Origin of the sequence: Candidatus Caldatribacterium sp. SIUC1 (assembly GCF_051549785.1) — a bacterium.
Lineage (GTDB): Bacteria > Atribacterota > Atribacteria > Atribacterales > Caldatribacteriaceae > Caldatribacterium.
Genome location: NZ_CP189974.1, coordinates 920,594 through 937,153, shown reverse-complemented (window position 1 = coordinate 937,153; position 16,560 = coordinate 920,594). Strand labels below are relative to the sequence as shown.

At 57.4% G+C, this 16,560-nt stretch carries 22 protein-coding genes and 1 tRNA gene; 10 read left to right on the top strand and 13 right to left on the bottom strand.

Features of this window, described 5'->3' with window-relative positions; translation table 11 throughout:
* Positions 1 to 19: 19 nt before the first annotated feature.
* The 8 genes from truB to ACP6EK_RS04745 all read right to left on the bottom strand — a co-directional run bounded on the left by truB (position 20) and on the right by ACP6EK_RS04745 (position 6,084).
* The gene (gene truB / locus ACP6EK_RS04780; protein WP_438318641.1) at positions 20 to 907 is read right to left on the bottom strand and encodes a tRNA pseudouridine(55) synthase TruB; all 888 of its coding nucleotides are present in this window, start codon (positions 905 to 907) and stop codon (positions 20 to 22) included.
* 18 nt (positions 908 to 925) lie between these two features.
* Positions 926 to 1,912, bottom strand: a complete 987-nt coding sequence (locus tag ACP6EK_RS04775; RefSeq protein ID WP_438318638.1) for a DHH family phosphoesterase — start codon at positions 1,910 to 1,912, stop codon at positions 926 to 928.
* A complete protein-coding gene (gene rbfA / locus ACP6EK_RS04770) occupies positions 1,909 to 2,256 on the bottom strand; it encodes a 30S ribosome-binding factor RbfA (protein WP_438318635.1) in 348 nt (115 codons plus the stop codon). The genes ACP6EK_RS04775 and rbfA overlap by 4 nt, the downstream gene beginning before the upstream one ends.
* A 10-nt stretch (positions 2,257 to 2,266) precedes the next feature.
* A complete protein-coding gene (locus ACP6EK_RS04765; protein WP_438318632.1) occupies positions 2,267 to 2,548 on the bottom strand; it encodes a DUF503 domain-containing protein in 282 nt (93 codons plus the stop codon).
* The gene (gene infB, locus ACP6EK_RS04760) at positions 2,545 to 4,473 is read right to left on the bottom strand and encodes a translation initiation factor IF-2 (protein WP_438318629.1); all 1,929 of its coding nucleotides are present in this window, start codon (positions 4,471 to 4,473) and stop codon (positions 2,545 to 2,547) included. Before infB ends, ACP6EK_RS04765 begins: the two co-directional genes overlap by 4 nt.
* Positions 4,451 to 4,756 carry an RNase P modulator RnpM gene (gene rnpM / locus ACP6EK_RS04755; protein WP_438318626.1) on the bottom strand — a complete coding sequence of 102 codons (306 nt, stop codon included), beginning with the start codon at positions 4,754 to 4,756 and terminating at the stop codon, positions 4,451 to 4,453. Before rnpM ends, infB begins: the two co-directional genes overlap by 23 nt.
* Positions 4,753 to 5,799 carry a transcription termination factor NusA gene (gene nusA, locus ACP6EK_RS04750; RefSeq protein ID WP_017890316.1) on the bottom strand — a complete coding sequence of 349 codons (1,047 nt, stop codon included), beginning with the start codon at positions 5,797 to 5,799 and terminating at the stop codon, positions 4,753 to 4,755. Before nusA ends, rnpM begins: the two co-directional genes overlap by 4 nt.
* 210 nt (positions 5,800 to 6,009) lie before the next feature.
* Positions 6,010 to 6,084, bottom strand: a tRNA-Gly gene (locus tag ACP6EK_RS04745).
* Between the two features lie 180 nt (positions 6,085 to 6,264).
* Here ACP6EK_RS04745 and ACP6EK_RS04740 point away from each other — a divergent pair.
* Genes ACP6EK_RS04740 through atpC form a run of 10 tightly spaced genes read left to right on the top strand, consistent with a single transcriptional unit; the run spans position 6,265 to position 12,616 of the window.
* A complete protein-coding gene (locus ACP6EK_RS04740; protein ID WP_438318884.1) occupies positions 6,265 to 6,441 on the top strand; it encodes an AtpZ/AtpI family protein in 177 nt (58 codons plus the stop codon).
* Positions 6,422 to 6,709, top strand: coding sequence for a hypothetical protein (locus ACP6EK_RS04735; protein ID WP_438318623.1), 288 nt, complete (start codon positions 6,422 to 6,424; stop codon positions 6,707 to 6,709). The genes ACP6EK_RS04740 and ACP6EK_RS04735 overlap by 20 nt, the downstream gene beginning before the upstream one ends.
* The gene (locus ACP6EK_RS04730) at positions 6,693 to 7,358 is read left to right on the top strand and encodes a F0F1 ATP synthase subunit A (RefSeq protein WP_017890319.1); all 666 of its coding nucleotides are present in this window, start codon (positions 6,693 to 6,695) and stop codon (positions 7,356 to 7,358) included. The genes ACP6EK_RS04735 and ACP6EK_RS04730 overlap by 17 nt, the downstream gene beginning before the upstream one ends.
* Positions 7,359 to 7,396: 38 nt before the next feature.
* Entirely contained in the window at positions 7,397 to 7,663 is a 267-nt protein-coding gene (gene atpE / locus ACP6EK_RS04725; protein ID WP_017872122.1) for an ATP synthase F0 subunit C, read from the top strand.
* A 14-nt stretch (positions 7,664 to 7,677) separates the two neighbouring features.
* Entirely contained in the window at positions 7,678 to 8,193 is a 516-nt protein-coding gene (gene atpF, locus ACP6EK_RS04720; protein WP_438318619.1) for a F0F1 ATP synthase subunit B, read from the top strand.
* Positions 8,183 to 8,437: a F0F1 ATP synthase subunit delta gene (locus tag ACP6EK_RS04715; protein ID WP_438318616.1), complete on the top strand. Its 255-nt coding sequence runs from the start codon at positions 8,183 to 8,185 to the stop codon at positions 8,435 to 8,437. The genes atpF and ACP6EK_RS04715 overlap by 11 nt, the downstream gene beginning before the upstream one ends.
* Positions 8,421 to 9,941, top strand: a complete 1,521-nt coding sequence (locus ACP6EK_RS04710) for a F0F1 ATP synthase subunit alpha (protein ID WP_438318613.1) — start codon at positions 8,421 to 8,423, stop codon at positions 9,939 to 9,941. Before ACP6EK_RS04715 ends, ACP6EK_RS04710 begins: the two co-directional genes overlap by 17 nt.
* Entirely contained in the window at positions 9,941 to 10,795 is an 855-nt protein-coding gene (locus ACP6EK_RS04705) for a F0F1 ATP synthase subunit gamma (RefSeq protein ID WP_438318610.1), read from the top strand. Before ACP6EK_RS04710 ends, ACP6EK_RS04705 begins: the two co-directional genes overlap by 1 nt.
* A complete protein-coding gene (atpD, locus tag ACP6EK_RS04700) occupies positions 10,788 to 12,197 on the top strand; it encodes a F0F1 ATP synthase subunit beta (RefSeq protein ID WP_438318607.1) in 1,410 nt (469 codons plus the stop codon). Before ACP6EK_RS04705 ends, atpD begins: the two co-directional genes overlap by 8 nt.
* Positions 12,194 to 12,616 carry an ATP synthase F1 subunit epsilon gene (gene atpC / locus ACP6EK_RS04695; RefSeq protein ID WP_438318604.1) on the top strand — a complete coding sequence of 141 codons (423 nt, stop codon included), beginning with the start codon at positions 12,194 to 12,196 and terminating at the stop codon, positions 12,614 to 12,616. Before atpD ends, atpC begins: the two co-directional genes overlap by 4 nt.
* On the opposite strand, the gene wecB is transcribed toward atpC, so the two are convergent.
* From wecB to prmC, 5 genes are read right to left on the bottom strand one after another with little or no spacing between them, the layout of a single operon-like run.
* Entirely contained in the window at positions 12,617 to 13,753 is a 1,137-nt protein-coding gene (gene wecB / locus ACP6EK_RS04690) for a non-hydrolyzing UDP-N-acetylglucosamine 2-epimerase (RefSeq protein WP_438318601.1), read from the bottom strand.
* Positions 13,740 to 14,795, bottom strand: coding sequence for an MraY family glycosyltransferase (locus ACP6EK_RS04685; protein ID WP_438318598.1), 1,056 nt, complete (start codon positions 14,793 to 14,795; stop codon positions 13,740 to 13,742). Before ACP6EK_RS04685 ends, wecB begins: the two co-directional genes overlap by 14 nt.
* Entirely contained in the window at positions 14,785 to 15,291 is a 507-nt protein-coding gene (locus tag ACP6EK_RS04680; RefSeq protein ID WP_438318595.1) for a deoxycytidylate deaminase, read from the bottom strand. The genes ACP6EK_RS04685 and ACP6EK_RS04680 overlap by 11 nt, the downstream gene beginning before the upstream one ends.
* On the bottom strand, positions 15,236 to 15,688 hold the full coding sequence (rpiB, locus tag ACP6EK_RS04675; RefSeq protein ID WP_438318592.1) for a ribose 5-phosphate isomerase B: 453 nt from the start codon (positions 15,686 to 15,688) through the stop codon (positions 15,236 to 15,238). Before rpiB ends, ACP6EK_RS04680 begins: the two co-directional genes overlap by 56 nt.
* Complete coding sequence (gene prmC, locus ACP6EK_RS04670; RefSeq protein ID WP_438318589.1) at positions 15,646 to 16,560, bottom strand: peptide chain release factor N(5)-glutamine methyltransferase; 915 nt, start codon at positions 16,558 to 16,560, stop codon at positions 15,646 to 15,648. Before prmC ends, rpiB begins: the two co-directional genes overlap by 43 nt.

The window sequence follows — 16,560 nt, the reverse complement described above, 5'->3', positions numbered from 1 at the left end:
AAACCTCTTCCAACCCCGCTCAAGCAACATGGCAGGACTCGGCAAGAACAACTCTGGGGAGGAGCCTCAATGAATCCCAGAAAGCCAGCCCGAGGAACGTTCCACCATGGAGCACCTTCACCATGCCGGGGGCCTGCAGGGGCACGGGCGATGGGAAAGGAGTCCCGTGGAGGAAGCACCTGGCCTCTTCCTCACCCACCTCCACCGCATCGAGGAAGTACAGGGCTTTTTCTGGCGGAAGCGACCGCTCAAGGAGGAAATCCCTTCCGATACCCTTCTGCATGACGTCGATGCTCTCCTCAATCCGGAACTGACCCACTCTCTCCCGGACAAGGGCAGCCACATAGGCCCCAAGGCCGAGTCGCTGCCCAAGCTCATGGGCAAGGCTTCGCACGTACGTACCCCCGGAGCAGTGGATGAGGAACTCCGCTTCCCCAAATTCTCCTTCGAGGCAGGAGAGGAGCTCCAGTTGGTAAACGGTAACCTCCCGCCTGAGCGTGATGTGTTCCCCCCGGCGAGCATACTGGTAGAGCGGACGTCCGCGATACTTGCATGCCGAAAACGGCGGAACCTCCTGGACGAAGGTTCCCCGGAAATCACCAAGCACCCGAAGCAGGTCCTCTTCTCTGAGCTTCCCCGAAGAAACCGCGGTGATTTTCCCCTTCACGTCATAGGTGTCCGTGGCAATCCCGAAACGGAACCGCGCCCGGTAGACCTTATCGAGCTCCTGGAAGAAGGACACAAGACGCGTGGCCTTCCCAAAACACACAAGGATCACCCCCCGGGCACAGGGGTCAAGGGTCCCGGTGTGACCCGCTTTGGCCTTCAGTATTCGTCCTACCCGCTCCACAAGAACCCGGGAAGTCACCCCGGCAGGCTTGTACAGATTCAGCACCCCGCCCAGCATGACCGTCGCTCCTTTGCCCTATTTCGAAGACTCCAGGACCATGGTCCGCAAAACATCCAGAACCTCCCGGTACACCGAAGGGAAAGAACCCGTGATTTTGAAACCCGCTGCTCTCTGGTGTCCTCCACCCCCAAAGTGGTGGGCCACAGGGAGGACGTCAAAGTCGTCCCGGGAACGGAGGCTCACCTTGTAGGTGTTGGGGGCAATTTCCTTAAAGAACACCGAAACCCTGGCCTCAGGGATGTAGAGGCCGTAATCCACGACACCCTCGGCGTCCTCCTCCTGAGCACCGCATTCGCTGAAGTCCTCCTGCATGAGGTGCGTCGACGCACACCCACAGACAGGGTCAAAAGTTAGGCGATGGAGCGCCCGGCTCAGAAGCTTCAGCGCCTCAAGGCGCCGGAAACGGAACACATGGTGCATGATGGTGCTCAGGGAAGCGCCCGAGGCCACAAGTTCCCCAACAACGGTGAAGAGGTTCTGGTTGAGCTCGGCGAACTGGAACCCTCCGGTATCGGTTACGACACCGGTCAGGATACCGGTGGCGATATCAGCATCAAGGGGAACACGGAGCTCCCGGGCCAGTTCGTACACAAGGAGTGCCGAAGCGGGAGACCCGGGAACGACGAAGTTCGCATGACCAAAGAAGGCGTTGTCGGGATGGTGGTCGATATTCACCACGTAGCGAGCCTCTTTCAGGAAGCCCTCCACTCTCCCCACCCGGGCAGGGTTGGAACAATCCACAACCACCAGGACTTCAAAAGGTTCTTTTTCCGCGGAAAACGCTTCAAAGGAGAGTACCTGAGCCGATCCAGGCAGGAAACGGTAGAAGTAAGGCACCCGGCCATCGTAGACGACCCTTGCCCTCTTCCCCATTCGCCAGAGGAGAAAATAGAGAGCAAGAGCCGACCCCAGACCATCACCGTCAATGTTCTGATGCGAGGTGACCACAAAGTAGAAAGCTTCCGAGAAAATCCGGCAGATTTCCTTCTTTTCGTCCCTCATTGGTTCTCCTGTTCCAGACGGTTCAGGAGTTCCACAACCTGAAAAGCTTTCTCCAGGGTTGGATCGGCCACGAAGACGATCTCGGGCATAAACTTGATGCGAATTCTTGAGGCCAGTACCCCCCGAATGAACTTCGTCGCCCTCTTCAGGGCCTCGTACTTCTCACCCTCCTCTGCCTCACCCAGAAAGCCCACGAAAATTTTGGCCTGTTTGAGGTCCGGAGACATCTCAACCCGGGTGATGGTGAACCCTCGAAGACGCGGGTCCTCAACCTCGGAAAGGAGAATCCGGGATACCTCTCTCTTGATCAGTTCAGCCACCCGGAGGGGCCTCTGTTCTTTCATGGCGGTAACCTCAGTAGATTTCAAAAAGCCAGTCGGTGACTTCCACCCGGTCGTCGTTCTCGATGAACTCGAGCACCTGGTGGAGCAGGGACTCCACCGACTGTGCATCCCGTGCCACACAGGAAATCCCAAGGCTCCCCCTCTGCCACTGGGAATCCTCAGAGAGCTCGGCCACCGACACGTTGAAGCGATTCCGGAGGCGCTGCTTCACCGAGTCCACCACACGCCTTCGGTCCTTCAGCGAAGAACTCCCGTTGATGAAGAGCTCCACACGGCACACTCCAACCCTCATCGCTCTTCCTTCACCACATACGCTTCGAAAACATCGCCTTCTGCAAAGCCCTCGAAACCCTCAAGCGCTATGCCACACTCGTACCCCTGGGCTACTTCCCGAACGTCATCTTTGAAACGCTTCAGGGAGGCAATGCGGACCTTTTCCTGGAGCACCTCTCCCCTGCGCAGAACCCGCACGAAGGCGTTTCGGTCTATCTTCCCCTCAAGGACATAGCACCCTGCCACAATCCCCACCCGGGGGACTTTGAAAAGTGCCCGGACCTCGGCTCTGCCGATGACTTCCTCAACCTTTCGGGGTTCAACAAGACCCTGAATGGCCCGTTTCATGTCCTCCACCACATCGTAGATAATCCGGTAAAGACGTACTTCCACTCCCTCCTGCTTGGCGACCTTGGCCACCTCATTAGGAAGCTTGACGTTGAACCCGATCACCACTCCTGATGAGGCCGAGGCCAGCATGACATCGGCTTCACTGATGTTGCCGACTCCCCGAAACACGACGTTGATGTTGACCCGCTCATCCCCAAGCTGGGATATCGCCCGTTCCAGGGCCTCGAGAGACCCCTGGTAGTCGGCCTTGAGCACAAGGTGCAGTTCCTTGACCTTCCCCTCTTCAGGGGCCAGGAGCTCTTCAAGGGAAACGACACGGTTTCCTGCCTCCCGAAGGGCCCGCTCGCGTTCTCGCTCCTTCCGTCGCTCGGCAACAACAGTGGCCGTTTTCTCCTCTTCAACCACAACGAGTTTCGTTCCTGCAGGGGGAAGCTCGGCAAAGCCTACGACCTCCACCGGAGTGGCAGGAGGAGCTTCCTTAATGGACTTCCCTAGGTCATCAAAGAGCGAACGCACCCTCCCCCAGGTCGTCCCGGCAACGAAGAAGTCTCCAACCCGGAGCGTCCCCTCCTGGACGATCACCGTGGCCACTGGCCCCTTCCCCCGGTCAAGGCGTGATTCGATGATGACCCCCACAGCTGGGCCTGCGTATCTTGCCCGAAGTTCCAGAAGATCTGCCTGGAGGAGAATCATATCCAGGAGGTCCTGAATGCCCTTCCGCTGGAGGGCTGAGATGGCCACGCAGATGGTCTCTCCACCCCATTCCTCAGGAATGAGACCGTGCTCAGCAAGTTGCTGCTTCACCTTCTCGGGATTTGCCCCCGGTTTGTCGATTTTGTTGATGGCCACAAGAATAGGGACATCGGCAGCTTTAGCGTGCTGGATGGCCTCAACCGTCTGGGGCATGACGCCATCATCAGCAGCCACAACAAGAACTGCGATATCGGTGACCTGTGCCCCTCGAGCCCGCATGGTGGTGAAGGCTTCATGACCCGGCGTATCGATGAAGGTGATCTTCCGTCCTCCCACATCCACCTGATAGGCGCCAATCTTCTGCGTGATGCCACCGTACTCTGATTCCGCAACCCTTGAACGACGGATGGCGTCAAGGAGCGTCGTTTTCCCGTGGTCGACATGGCCGAGGATGGTCACCACAGGAGGACGGGGGAGCCTCTCCACCTCAAGACTCTTGAGCACCTCCTCGCGGAGGTTTCCCTTCCACTCCACCTCGAAACCTTTCTCCCGGAGCAGGCGTTCCACCACAAGCGGTGGGAGAGGCTTCTTGCCGTGGGGGATAACGTTGAGATCGGCAAGACGGAGCAGGACCTCGGTTTCCTCCTCCCCGAGAAGCCGTGCAAGTTCCCGCAGGGTGGGGGGATTTTCGAGAACGACGGTTTTCTCCCGTTTCTTCCGAAGTTCTTCCTCTTTCCTCCGACGGAACTCGATTTCCTCTTCCAGAAGTTCCACAAGGTCTTCGTCGATACTGCTCATGTGGTTCTTGATGTCCGCTCCGAGTTCTCTGAGCATATCCATGACCTCATGGGTTGGCATCCCCAGCCGTTCAGCGACCTTATACACTCTGACCTTTGTCATGCCGAACCTCCTTTGCCTGTCCCCCAAGGTACGCCCGCAAAGCCTCTTTGAGAGATAACGCTTCTTTCTCACTCACTTCCATACGAAAAGCAAAAGAGAGACTCTTGCGATCCAGGCGCTCCACGCACTCCGGAACCGGGCACACGTACGCCCCTCTTCCTGCTCTCTTCCCTGTCGGGTCAACCTCAAGCGTCCCCTGAAGGGTCCGCACCACACGAACCAGGAATTTCTTTTCTTTCCTCTCCCGGCAACTCAAGCACATGCGTATGGGAACCTTCTTCATTGTTCTTCCTCTTTTTTCCCGCTCCCCCTGATGTCAATCCTCCAGCCGCTGAGCCGTGCCGCCAGACGGACATTCTGGCCATCCCTTCCAATGGCAAGAGAAAGCTGGTCGTCAGGGACGATCACCTGAGCGGTTCTCGTTTCCTCGTCGAGTTTCACCTCAAGCACCTGGGCCGGGCTCAGGGCTTCCTTGATGAGTACCTCGGGGTCATTGCTCCAGCGGATGATGTCCACTTTCTCCCCCCGGAGCTCATCGGTGATGTTCTTCACCCTGACCCCCCGGTTGCCGATGCAGGCACCCACGGGGTCAATCTTTTCGTTGCGACTCTCCACCGCGACCTTTGTCCGCACTCCAGGCTCACGGGTGATGGCTTTGATATCCACCCATCCTTCATGAACCTCAGGAACCTCAAGTTCAAGGAGCCGTCGCACCAGCCCCGGATGAGTCCGGGAAAGAATAATCCGTGGACCCTTGGTGGTCTTCTTCACCTCAACGATGAAGAACTTCATCCGGCTCCCGGGACGGTACTCCTCGGTGCTCACCTGCTCATCAGGGGGGAGGATTCCTTCGGTTTTCCCGAGATCCACAATGACGTTCTTCCCCTCCCGCCGAACCACAACCCCGGTGATGACCTCTCCCTCTTTCTCTGAGAACTCTTCGTAGATTCTGTCTCGCTCCGCTTCCCGGAGCCGTTGCACGATAACCTGCTTGGCCGTCTGGGCGGCAATCCGCCCAAAGTCCCGGGGGGTTACTTCGATTTCAATCCACTCTCCTACATCGGCTCGGAAGCCCAGGCGTTCCGCTTCTTCTTTCAGAATCTCTGTAGTGGAGTCCCGCAGCTTCTCCACCACCATTTTGCGCGCCAGAACCTTGATTTCTCCCGACTGAGGGTCAAGAACCACGGAGACTCCCTTGTGGGAACTCCTGAAGTTCTTCCGGTACGCAGAAAGCAGTGCCGCTTCAATGGCCTGTTTCAGGGTATCTCGCGGGATACCCTTTGTCTTTTCAATCTGTTCGATAACCGCCAGAATGTCTTTACTCATAAGCCCCCCTGGAAAAGCGACCATAAATGACAAAGAGTGGGACAGACCCCACTCTTTGTCGACGATACCATAATTTTACCGGAATCCGGGGGGAATTGCAAACCAATTTCCCTGAGAGCCTCCCGGCAGGTTCCACAAACGGCGACACCTTCACAGGACATGCCCCTGAAGGCCCGAACCTCTGGAGGGAAAAGGGGAGAAAAAAATACCTGGAGCGGAAAACGGGATTCGAACCCGCGGCCCTCGGCTTGGGAAGCCGATGCTCTACCCCTGAGCTATTTCCGCTCCTCGTCTATATAATATACTCGGCGGAGCCACCTTTTTCAAGTATCCCCACCACATTTTCACCACCTCTTTTTTCTTTTTCCGTCGTATAATACCTTCGTGAAGGGGAAATTCGACGACGGAAATCTGTGGAGAGCTCTTGGAGAGGTTTGGGACCTGGCATGGGTAACGGTGGCTCCCATGCTTTTGGGGCTTTTTCTGGGGCAGTACCTTGACCGAAAGCACCCCCTGGGGTTTTCCTGGACCCTGTCGCTGCTTGCCCTCGGGGCACTTTTCGGATTCTACAATCTCTATGAGGCCCTCATGAAGGCAAGCAGGGAAATGGAGAAGAAGGACCATGGGAAGAACCGTTCTTAGCTTCCTGGGTGGAGTAGCGCTTGCTGTGCTACTCCTTGAACTCATTGCCCTTGAGGTACATTCGGTGCTCCACAAAAGACGGTACACCGCCTGGAGGGGAATTCTCACTCGCTGTGGCATTGTGGGAACCTGGTTCTTCCTCTTTCTGCGCTACGTGCGTGTTCGGCTCTGTCCCTTTGTGGTCTCGTTCCTTTTGAGCTATTTCGTCTTCCTGATACTCTTTGCCAGCATTTCCTTTGGGAGGGCAAGCCATGGAAGAAATCTTTAACCCTCAGGTGTTCTTTGTGTTCCTGGGCATACCGGTAACCAAGACGGTGGTTTCAACCTGGGTGGTCATGGGGTTTCTGGTGCTTTTCTCCTTCTTCCTTACCCGGAGGATGCGCCCTGTCCCCACCCGCCTGCAGAACGTCCTTGAACTCTTCGTTGAGGCCATTCTGCACCTTGTGGAAGAGATGTCCCCGGGCAACGGCAAAAGATTCCTGCCCCTTGTGGGGACCCTGGCGCTCTTCATCGGAACCTCTGATGTAGCCGGTCTTGTGCCCTGGCTCAAGTCCCCCACGAGTGACTTCAACACCACCCTGGCCCTTGCCCTGGTCGTCTTCTTCGCCGTTCCCTTCTACGGCATCACCATAAAAGGCGTGAGGAACTACTTCCGAAGCTACCTCTCTCCCTCGCCTATTCTCGCTCCCTTCCACGTTATCAGCGAAATTACCCGGACGGTTTCTTTAGCCCTTCGACTTTTTGGCAACATCATGGGGGAGGAAATCATCATCGCCATCCTCTTCCTCCTCTCTCCGCTTTTCCTTCCTCTCCCAATGATGCTCTTTAGCATTTTCACCGGAATCATCCAGGCGTACATCTTCACGGTCCTCTCCGTGGTGTACCTGAGCGCTGCAGTTGAATCCTCAGGACATTAGGAGTATAATTGGCGTCAACGCGAAGGAGGTCGAGGGATATGCAAGGAGAGATACTCTTCCTCTGCGTCACCGTCTTCACCGCAGGGTTTTCCATCGCCCTGGGGGTAATGTTCCCCGCCATCGGGCAGGGTAAGGCCTGTTCGCAGGCTCTGGAGAGCATCGCCAGGCAACCTGAGGCCGCCGGTCCCATCAGCCGGACGCTCTTTGTGGGACTGGCCATGCTTGAGTCCCTGGCCATTTACGTTCTTGTCGTCTCTTTCATTCTCCTTTTCGCCAACCCGCTCCTCCGATACGTCTTCAAGTAGGGGGGTTCCCCTCCATGATCCGCATAGACCGGAGCATCATTTTTCAGATTATCAACTTCCTCACCCTGGTTTTTCTCCTCTTCCGCTTCCTCTTTAAACCTGTGGTGAAGGCGCTGGACGAGCGTTCGGACCGGATTCAGAGAGAGTTCGAGAAAATCGAGGAGGAAAAGAAGGCCCTCGAAGAGGAGCGACGCCGCCTCGAGGAGGAACTCAAAAACCTGAAGGAGAAATACCTCGAAATGCTCGACCAGGCCAACAAAGAGGCGCAAAGAATCAAAGAGGCCATCATCCAGGAAGCATACCGGGAAGCCGAGAAAATTCAAAGGGAATACGAACGGCGAGCAAAAAGGGAAATTGAACAGCTCCTTCTGGAACTCAAGGAAGACATCGTGGATATTTCTGAGGAAGTCGCAAAGCGGATTCTCAAGGTTCACATCACTCCCGAGGTTCAAACCCGGATTATTGAAGAAATGCTCGAGGAAGCCGTGAGTCGCCTTGAAGCCCAGCTTGAGAGCACCCATGAGGGATAGAGAGAAAGTGAAGGTCATTACTCCTTTCCCTCTGACAGACGAACAGAAAGATATTCTCTACTCCAAGCTGAGCCGGGTCATCCGGGAACCCTTCCTCCTTGAGGAGGAAATTGACCCCTCCCTCATTGGGGGTGTGGTCATCCTCTGGGGAGAAATCCTCATCGACTGCAGTGTAAAAACCCAGCTTGAGCGCCTGAAAGAACGAATCCTCAGAGAGGGGATTCCCCATGTCCATGGTCGGTGACATTCTCAAAAGAGCACGAGACATCGTCACCGCCTACCGTCCTGAACCGGAAATCGGGGAGATTGGGGAAGTCCTCGAGGTCCAGGACGGCGTTGCCCGTGTTCGGGGCCTGCGGAAGGCCATGATTGGAGAGACGCTCCTTTTTGGGAGCAGGAAGGCTATCCGGGGTCAGGTGCTGGGGCTTGAGCGGGAGAGTTTGCAGTGCATCCTCTTTGGGGACTACACTGCTATCCACGCCGGGGACCAGGTCTTCCGCACCCGGACCATGCTCGAGGTTCCGGCAGGAGAGGAACTCCTCTCCCGGGTCGTCAATCCCCTGGGGGAACCCCTTGATGACAGGGGACCCATCACGTGCCGGGGGAAACGGCCGGTGTTCTTTCCCGCACCGCAGGTCATCGACCGTGCTCCGGTACAGCGGCCGCTTTTTTCCGGCATCAAAATCATCGACGCCATGATCCCCCTGGGAAAAGGGCAACGAGAACTCATCATTGGGGATCGGCGAACCGGAAAGACCACCATTGCTTTAGACACTATCATCAACCAGAAAGGGAAGGGGGTCATCTGCATCTACGTGGCCATCGGCCAGCGCCTGGCCAACATCACCCAGGTTGTGGAAACCCTGCGGAAATTCCAGGCTCTGGAGTACACCACTATCGTTGCCACGTCTTCCGAAGACCCTCCGGCTCTTGTGTACCTCGCCCCTTACGCCGGGTGCGCCATGGGGGAGTACTTCATGTACCGGGGAGAGGACGTGCTCATCGTCTATGACGACCTTACCAAGCACGCTGTGGCGTACCGGTCGTTGTCTCTGCTTTTGCGCCGTCCTCCGGGGAGAGAATCGTACCCCGGAGACATCTTCTACATCCACTCGAGCCTCCTTGAGCGGGGTGCTCAGCTCGCTGAATCCCGGGGTGGAGGCTCCATGACCGCTCTGCCTATCGTGGAAACCCAGGAAGGGGATATCACCTCCTACATCCCCACGAACATCATTTCCATCACCGATGGGCAGATTTACCTCGAAACTGGACTCTTCAACAAGGGATTCCTCCCGGCTATCAACATTGGCCTTTCGGTCTCCCGGGTGGGAGGCGAGGCACAGACGAGCATCATGAAAAAGGTTGCTCGACGCCTGCGTCTTCATCTTGCCCAGTACTTCGAGCTTGAGGAATTCGCCCGTTTCGGAGCAGACCTCGACGAATTCACCAGGCAACAGCTCGAACACGGGAAAAGAGTCCTCGCCCTCATGACACAGGCTTCCTTTGCCCCTCTCCCCCCAAGCATTGAAATCATGGAGGTCTTTGCCGCCACCCAGGGATTCCTCGATCCTGTGCCTCTTGAGCGGGTCAAGGAGTGGGAAAGGGCCTTCGTCGCCTACCTCAGGGAGGAACACGCTGACCTCCTTGAGCGCCTGGAAAAGGAACAGGACCTCACCCACGACCTTGAGGAAGACATGCGCAGGGTTGTAGCAAACTTCAACGAGCGATTCCTCTCGGAGGCGGTATAATGGCGAAACTCTCGCACCTCAAGCGGCAGATTGCGCTGATTCGGGAAATCCAGCGCATCACGAACACCATGAAGACCATTTCCGCTGCCCGCCTGCGGATGGGGAAGAGTGCCCTGGAAAAGGCGAGAGCCTTTGGAGAACAACTCTTCCGTCTCCTTGAGCTTGCGGGATCCCAGGAAGCCCTTCCCGAAGCACCGAAACCACTCCTTGTGGGGATCTTCCCCGACCGCGGCCTTGTGGGGACCTTCAGCGACATCCTTGCCCAGAATCTCCGCAGCTTCCTCAAAACCCAGAAGCCCGAAGAGTTCAGCATCATTGTCCTTGGAAGCCAGGGGAAGCGGGCACTCAGGGAGTTTGAACCTCACATCATCGCCTCCCATCCCCTTCCGGTGCACCAGGTCCCCCACTACCGGGATATTCGGGAACTCGCGTACGGAATTTTCCGGATGAAGGAACACAGAGCCTTCACTCACCTCTACGTGAGCTTCATGCGCTACATTTCTCTGAGCGAACAGAAGCCCGTTGTGGAGAGGCTTCTGCCCCCTGCCATTTCCCCGAAGAGCCTGGAGGACCGTTACCTCTTCTTAAGCGATGTGGAACACCTCTACCACACACTCCTTTTCGAGTATGTAGCGGGAAAACTCTACCAGGCACTGGCTGAGAGTTTCATGAGTGAGCAGGCGACCCGGTTCCTCCTCATGGACACTGCCACCACCCATGCCCGGGAAACTCTTGAAGCTCTTTCACTCCTTTACGCCAAAAAGCGCCAGGAGAGCATCACCCAGGAGCTCAACGAGGTCACAGGGGCTGCCGAGGCACTTCGCAAGCTCGAGGAAGGTGACATTCATGGGTGAGGGTGTGATCGAACAGGTCATCGGTCAGGTGGTGGACGTTCGTTTCCCACCCCGGGAAACCCCGGCTATCCATAACGCCCTTTTCGTCCCAAGGAGAAATGAGGGAAACTGGGGAGACCCCCTGGTCCTTGAGGTCCACAGCCACCTCGGTGAGGGACGGGTTCGCTGCATCGCCATCCAGGATACCACCGGTCTACAGCGGGGTATGCCCGTACAGGACACCGGAGAACCCATCAAGGTTCCAGTGGGAAAGGAAACCCTGGGGCGCATGTTCAACGTCCTTGGAGAGCCTATTGATGGGAAAGGACCGGTCCGGACACAGACCAAGCACCCTATCCATCGCCCTGCTCCACCTCTCAGCGAGCGAATAGCCTCTACCGAAATCTTCGAAACAGGCATCAAAATCATCGACCTCCTTTGCCCCTATGTCCGGGGAGGGAAAACAGGGCTTTTCGGAGGAGCAGGAGTAGGCAAGACCGTCCTTATCATGGAACTCATCCACCGCACGGCCACAACTCACCGGGGAGTCTCGGTGTTCGCTGGCGTGGGGGAACGCGTCCGGGAAGGGAACGAACTCTGGCTTGGGATGCAGAAAAGCGGAGTGCTCAGTCACACCGTTTTGGTCTTCGGGCAGATGAACGAACCACCCGGAGCGCGATTCCGTGTGGCCCTCACCGCCCTCACCATGGCGGAATTCTTCCGGGACGTGCTCTCCCAAGACGTTCTCCTTTTCATCGACAACATCTTCCGCTACGTTCAGGCAGGGACAGAGGTTTCAGCCCTCCTTGGACGTATTCCTTCGGCCGTGGGATACCAGCCCACGCTCTTTGAGGAAATCGGTATGATTGAGGAACGGATTGCCTCAACGGTCAACGGCTCCATCACCTCGGTGCAGGCGATTTACGTTCCTGCCGATGACCTCACGGACCCTGCTCCGGCGACAACCTTTGCGCATCTTGACGCCATCACGGTCCTCTCGCGACGGCTCTTTGAGCAGGGATTCTATCCAGCGGTCGACCCTCTCCAGTCCACTTCCCGGGCGCTTGATCCGGCCATCGTGGGAGAGCGGCACTATCGCCTGGCACAGGAGGTGCGAAAGCTCATCGCCCACTACCTCGAACTCCAGGACATCATCGCCATTCTCGGTGTCGAGGAACTCTCTGAGGAAGACAAGCTCGTGGTGAACCGCACAAGAAAGCTCCAGCGTTTCCTCACCCAGCCTTTCTTCACCGCAGAGGCTTTCACTGGGATCCCAGGAGAGTTCGTTCCCCGGGAGGAGACCCTGAAGGGCGTGGAGATGATCGTCAACGGTGAGTGCGACACCTGGCCAGAGCAGGCCTTCTACATGACGGGAACCATCGCCCAGGTGGAGGCCAAAGCAAAGGAGCTCAGAAAGTCATGAGGACGATGACCCTCGACATCCTCACGCCGGAACGGCGCATCACCGTTGAGGGAGTCCGTTCCCTTATCCTCGAATGCCCCGACGGCAAACGAGGTGTTCTCCCTGGACACGCTCCAGCCATCTTTGAACTCCTCATCGGGGTGCTATATTGCAAAACCGAAGACGGAGAAGAGAGATTCTTCGCCCTGGGTGGGGGAGTGGCCGAGGTCACCCAGGAAAAGGTCACCCTCCTTGTCCACAGTGCCGAAGAGGCTCACGAGATCGACGTTGCACGGGCACAGGAAGCCGCCAGGAGAGCAGAAAGGCGACTCAAGGAACGCAGGGGGGAGGTGGATTTTGCCCGGGCCCAGGCAGCACTCCTGCGGTCGCTGGCACGTCTCCGTGCCGCCTCAAGTCTCAAACGGTCACCCGGAGGGTAATCATCCCGGAGTGAATTCCTCATACACCCCAGGGAAGCCAAAAAACCGCAGGAGAACCTGAACGATTCGTTCTGCAGCCCTGCCGTCCCCAAACACGCGCGCCTTCCGCTGCGCTACCCCTTTCTCAAGGAAATCCATCGCCGCCTGGACGATGGATTCTCTCTGGCACCCCGCCAGCACCCCGAGGCCGCACTCGATGATTTCCGGCCGTTCCGTGGTATCCCGGGTCACCACAACCGGAATCCCCAGCGCTGCGGCCTCCTCCTGAACTCCTCCTGAGTCGCTTACCACCACGTGGCTTCTGGCAAGCAGCCGCACAAAGTCCGGATACGGGAGGGCATCGAGGAGAAACACCCGGGGGATTGAAGCGAGCTCCCTCTCCACCACTTCCCTCACCAGGGGGTTGGGATGGAGGGGGAAAAAGACCCGCACATCTTCCCGCAAAACCACGAGATCCCTGACGGCCAGGGCAACTTCGGCAATTCCCTTTCCCCAGTTTTCCCTCCGATGCGCCGTGACCGTGATGGTCACACCATCCTGCACCTCCTGGGCCAGGACCGGATGCTCAAAGGTGGTGTGCCTTCCAAGGATGGCAAAGAGGGCATCCACAACCGTATTCCCCGTGACGAAGATGCTGTCATCCGGAATGCCTTCCCGGAGGAGGTTCTCCCGGGACCGGGGGGTGGGGGCAAAATGGAGGTCCGCAAGACGTCCAATGAGGACACGGTTCATCTCTTCAGGGAAAGGACTGTACTTTGCAAAGGTCCGGAGCCCTGCCTCAACATGGGCACAGGGAATCCGAAGATAGAAAGACGCCAGGGCACCGCAGAACGCTGACGTGGTGTCCCCCTGAACGACGACGAGATCCGGGCGATCCGAACGAAAGACCCTCTCAAGACCCTCGAGAATCCGGGAAGTGAGGTAGAAGAGGGACTGCTGCTTGACCATGACCTGCAAATCGTACCGGGGAGAGAGACCGAAAACGGAGAAGAAGGTCTCCGCCATTTCCCGGTGCTGACCGGTGTGGACGATCCAGGGAAGGAATTCCCGACGTTTTTGCAGGGCAAGCACAACGGGGGCGAGTTTCACGACTTCTGGCCTTGTTCCAAGAACAAAAGCAACGCTAATCCCTGGCAACGGACTTCTTCTCCTTTGGCAGTTCAGTCACCCGGAGGTTTTTTCCAAGGCTTAAGAAAAAGAGGACAAAGAGGAAAAAGAGCAAAAGCGAATAGGTGCTGTTGGCGAGAAAAGTGTTCATGAAAATGGCCACTGCCCCGCAGAGCGCGCTGAGGCCGTAGAAGATGACGAGCGTCTCCCGCTTTGAATACCCCCGCTCAAGGAGACGGTGGTGGAGATGCCCCCGGTCAGGGGAAGCGATGGGGAGGCGGTTCCTTTTGCGGCGCACAATGGCGAAAAGCGTGTCGAAAATCGGGACACCAAGGATGAGACTCGGGAGCGCCAGGGTGAAGGCCGCAGCGCTTTTTAAAGCTCCCTGAACCGAAATAACCGCAAGCATCCCTCCAAGGAACAGTGCTCCGCCATCGCCGAGGAAAACCCTGGCAGGGGGGAAGTTGTACAGGAGAAAGCCAAGGATTGACCCCACAAGAAGAAGCGACAGCAACGCCGGCTCCACACGACCCTCCTGCCAGGCTATAACCCCCAGGGTGAAGGCCGCAATGGCGCCCACCCCTCCTGACAGCCCGTCAAGCCCATCGATGAGGTTGAGGGCATTGGATACCCCCACAATCCAGAGCATGGTAAGAGGATACCCGAGCCAGCCCAGGTACACCACGTGGTTCCAGGGGAGCGTGAAAAAACGGATGACCACACCCCCAGAAAGCAAAAGCACCGCCCCCAGACACTGGCCGGCAAATTTCCCCCAGGGAGGGAGAGAGCAGAAGTCATCAAGAAGCCCCGTGGCGAAAATGACCCCAATCCCCAGGATAAAAAGGGGTGAAAGCGCGAGGGGAAAAGAGAGGGCAAGGAGCAAAAGGGCGATGAAAAAGGCTCCGAAAACCGCTATTCCCCCAAGGCGAGACACGGGCCGATCGTGGATTTTGCGCTCCCCATCGGGTAAATCCAGACACCCCCGGCGTTCACTCCACCTGATGACCAGGGGCGTCAACCCCAGGGCACAGAGAAATGCCAGGAACGGGAAAAAGAGCGCCTCACGAATCACCGCTTTGTCCTCCCGAAAACGTCAGAAGTTCAACCCCCGCCTCTTCCAAAAGCGCATCGGCCAGAGGGTCCGGATAAGGATTCTCGTAGACAATCCGGACGATTCCGGCGTTGATGAGCATCTTCACGCAGAGGATACAGGGTTTGTGGGTACAGTAGAGCGTCGAGCCTCTGGTGCTCACCCCGTAGAGGGCAGCCTGAATAATCACATTTTGTTCTGCATGGAGGCCCCGGCAGAGTTCGTGCATCTGCCCGGGGGGGACATTCTGCAGATTCCGGAGGCAGGTGGCCTCCGTACAGTGGGCCACACCACTTGGCGCACCATTATAGCCAGTGGCGAGAATCCGCTTCTCCTTTACGAGTACGGCACCAACCTGGCGGCGAATGCAGGTTGAACGCGTGGCCACAAGGTGGGCAATGGCCATGAAGTACTCATCCCAGTCAGGTCTCGGCCTTTCGCTCTTCGTAGGCACGGATTTTAGCCACTCTTCGGGCATGTCGATCCCCCTGGAATTCACTCTGAAGCCACACCCGGACAATCTCCCGGGCAAGACCCTTCCCGATCACCCGTTCTCCCATGGTGAGGATGTTGGCGTCGTTATGTTCCCGGGAAGCCCGGGCAGAGAAGACGTCATGACACAGAGCCGCCCGGATGCCCCGAACCTTGTTCGCGGCGATAGACATCCCCACCCCGGTTCCGCAGATGAGAATCCCCCGGTCGCCTTTTCCCCGGGCGACGTCCTCCGCCACTCTGAAGGCCACATCGGGGTAATCGTAGGCTTTTTCTTCGTGCACACCGTAATCCTCAACCTCATGTCCCAGGGACTGGATGTACGCCTTAAGGTCCTCCTTTAGATGAAAGCCGGCGTGGTCGCATCCGATGAGAATTCGCACTCCTTCTCCCTCCCAAGCTGCAGCACGCTTGCCCGGATATTCCCGGTGTAGTCCCGAAGAGCCCGAACGTACGTCAGGCCACTTCTTTCTCCAAGCTCCGCCACCGCTTCTTTCTGTGAGGGGTCGTGCTCGATGAAGAGGAATCCCCCCTCCCGGAGGAAACGGGGGGCCTCACGGAGGATTCTCCGTATCACCTCAAGTCCATCCTCTCCCCCACACAGTGCCTCTCGGGGCTCATACAGGCGAATGCCCTCCTCAAGCTTCTCCCAGAGCGCCACGGGAACGTAAGGAGGATTGGAGAGGATGACGTCAAAGGCCAAAGACCACGATGCAAAGGGGCTGAAAAGGTCCCCCACGAGGAACGTCACCCGTTCCTCAAGACCAAGAAGACGAGCATTTTCAAGGGCTAAAGCCACCGCATCTTCCGAGATATCCACCCCGTAAAGGACCAGGCCAGGCACGAAGAAGGCACAGGAAAGCCCGATGACACCGCTTCCGCAGCACAGGTCACATCCCACAAGTTGCTTCCTTTTCCCCGAGAGGAGGTGGAGGAGGATTACCGCCTCTTCCACCCAGGCTTCGGTATCCACCCGGGGGATGAAGACCCCTCGCCTCAAGCGGAAAGGCAGAGAGAAAAACTCCCATTCTCCAAGGACGTACTGGAGGGGCACACCCAGAAGGCGTTCTGCAACCAGAGCCTGCAACATCCGCTCATCCTCTTCGGTAACCCTCTGGTCCCAGAAAAGGTAAAGCCGAGCCGGTGAGGTCGCAAGGAGCTTCCCCAGAAGAAGACGGGCTTCCCGCGTCGGGGAGGGAATATCCCGCTCGCGCAACGTTCTCACCGTTTTCCGGAAGAGCTCTCTGACCGTCAC

Excerpts from the sequence above, each read along its gene's own strand:
- ACP6EK_RS04710 (WP_438318613.1), top strand. The coding sequence starts at position 8,421 with ATGTCCATGGTCGGTGACATTCTCAAAAGAGCACGAGACATCGTCACC.
- atpC (WP_438318604.1), top strand. The coding sequence starts at position 12,194 with ATGAGGACGATGACCCTCGACATCCTCACGCCGGAACGGCGCATCACC.
- ACP6EK_RS04715 (WP_438318616.1), top strand. The coding sequence starts at position 8,183 with ATGAGGGATAGAGAGAAAGTGAAGGTCATTACTCCTTTCCCTCTGACA.
- nusA (WP_017890316.1), bottom strand. The coding sequence starts at position 5,799 with ATGAGTAAAGACATTCTGGCGGTTATCGAACAGATTGAAAAGACAAAG.
- ACP6EK_RS04740 (WP_438318884.1), top strand. The coding sequence starts at position 6,265 with ATGCTTTTGGGGCTTTTTCTGGGGCAGTACCTTGACCGAAAGCACCCC.
- ACP6EK_RS04775 (WP_438318638.1), bottom strand. The coding sequence starts at position 1,912 with ATGAGGGACGAAAAGAAGGAAATCTGCCGGATTTTCTCGGAAGCTTTC.
- atpD (WP_438318607.1), top strand. The coding sequence starts at position 10,788 with ATGGGTGAGGGTGTGATCGAACAGGTCATCGGTCAGGTGGTGGACGTT.
- ACP6EK_RS04730 (WP_017890319.1), top strand. The coding sequence starts at position 6,693 with ATGGAAGAAATCTTTAACCCTCAGGTGTTCTTTGTGTTCCTGGGCATA.
- rbfA (WP_438318635.1), bottom strand. The coding sequence starts at position 2,256 with ATGAAAGAACAGAGGCCCCTCCGGGTGGCTGAACTGATCAAGAGAGAG.
- atpF (WP_438318619.1), top strand. The coding sequence starts at position 7,678 with ATGATCCGCATAGACCGGAGCATCATTTTTCAGATTATCAACTTCCTC.
- truB (WP_438318641.1), bottom strand. The coding sequence starts at position 907 with ATGCTGGGCGGGGTGCTGAATCTGTACAAGCCTGCCGGGGTGACTTCC.
- ACP6EK_RS04680 (WP_438318595.1), bottom strand. The coding sequence starts at position 15,291 with ATGCCCGAAGAGTGGCTAAAATCCGTGCCTACGAAGAGCGAAAGGCCG.
- ACP6EK_RS04735 (WP_438318623.1), top strand. The coding sequence starts at position 6,422 with ATGGGAAGAACCGTTCTTAGCTTCCTGGGTGGAGTAGCGCTTGCTGTG.
- atpE (WP_017872122.1), top strand. The coding sequence starts at position 7,397 with ATGCAAGGAGAGATACTCTTCCTCTGCGTCACCGTCTTCACCGCAGGG.
- ACP6EK_RS04705 (WP_438318610.1), top strand. The coding sequence starts at position 9,941 with ATGGCGAAACTCTCGCACCTCAAGCGGCAGATTGCGCTGATTCGGGAA.
- infB (WP_438318629.1), bottom strand. The coding sequence starts at position 4,473 with ATGACAAAGGTCAGAGTGTATAAGGTCGCTGAACGGCTGGGGATGCCA.
- rnpM (WP_438318626.1), bottom strand. The coding sequence starts at position 4,756 with ATGAAGAAGGTTCCCATACGCATGTGCTTGAGTTGCCGGGAGAGGAAA.
- ACP6EK_RS04765 (WP_438318632.1), bottom strand. The coding sequence starts at position 2,548 with ATGAGGGTTGGAGTGTGCCGTGTGGAGCTCTTCATCAACGGGAGTTCT.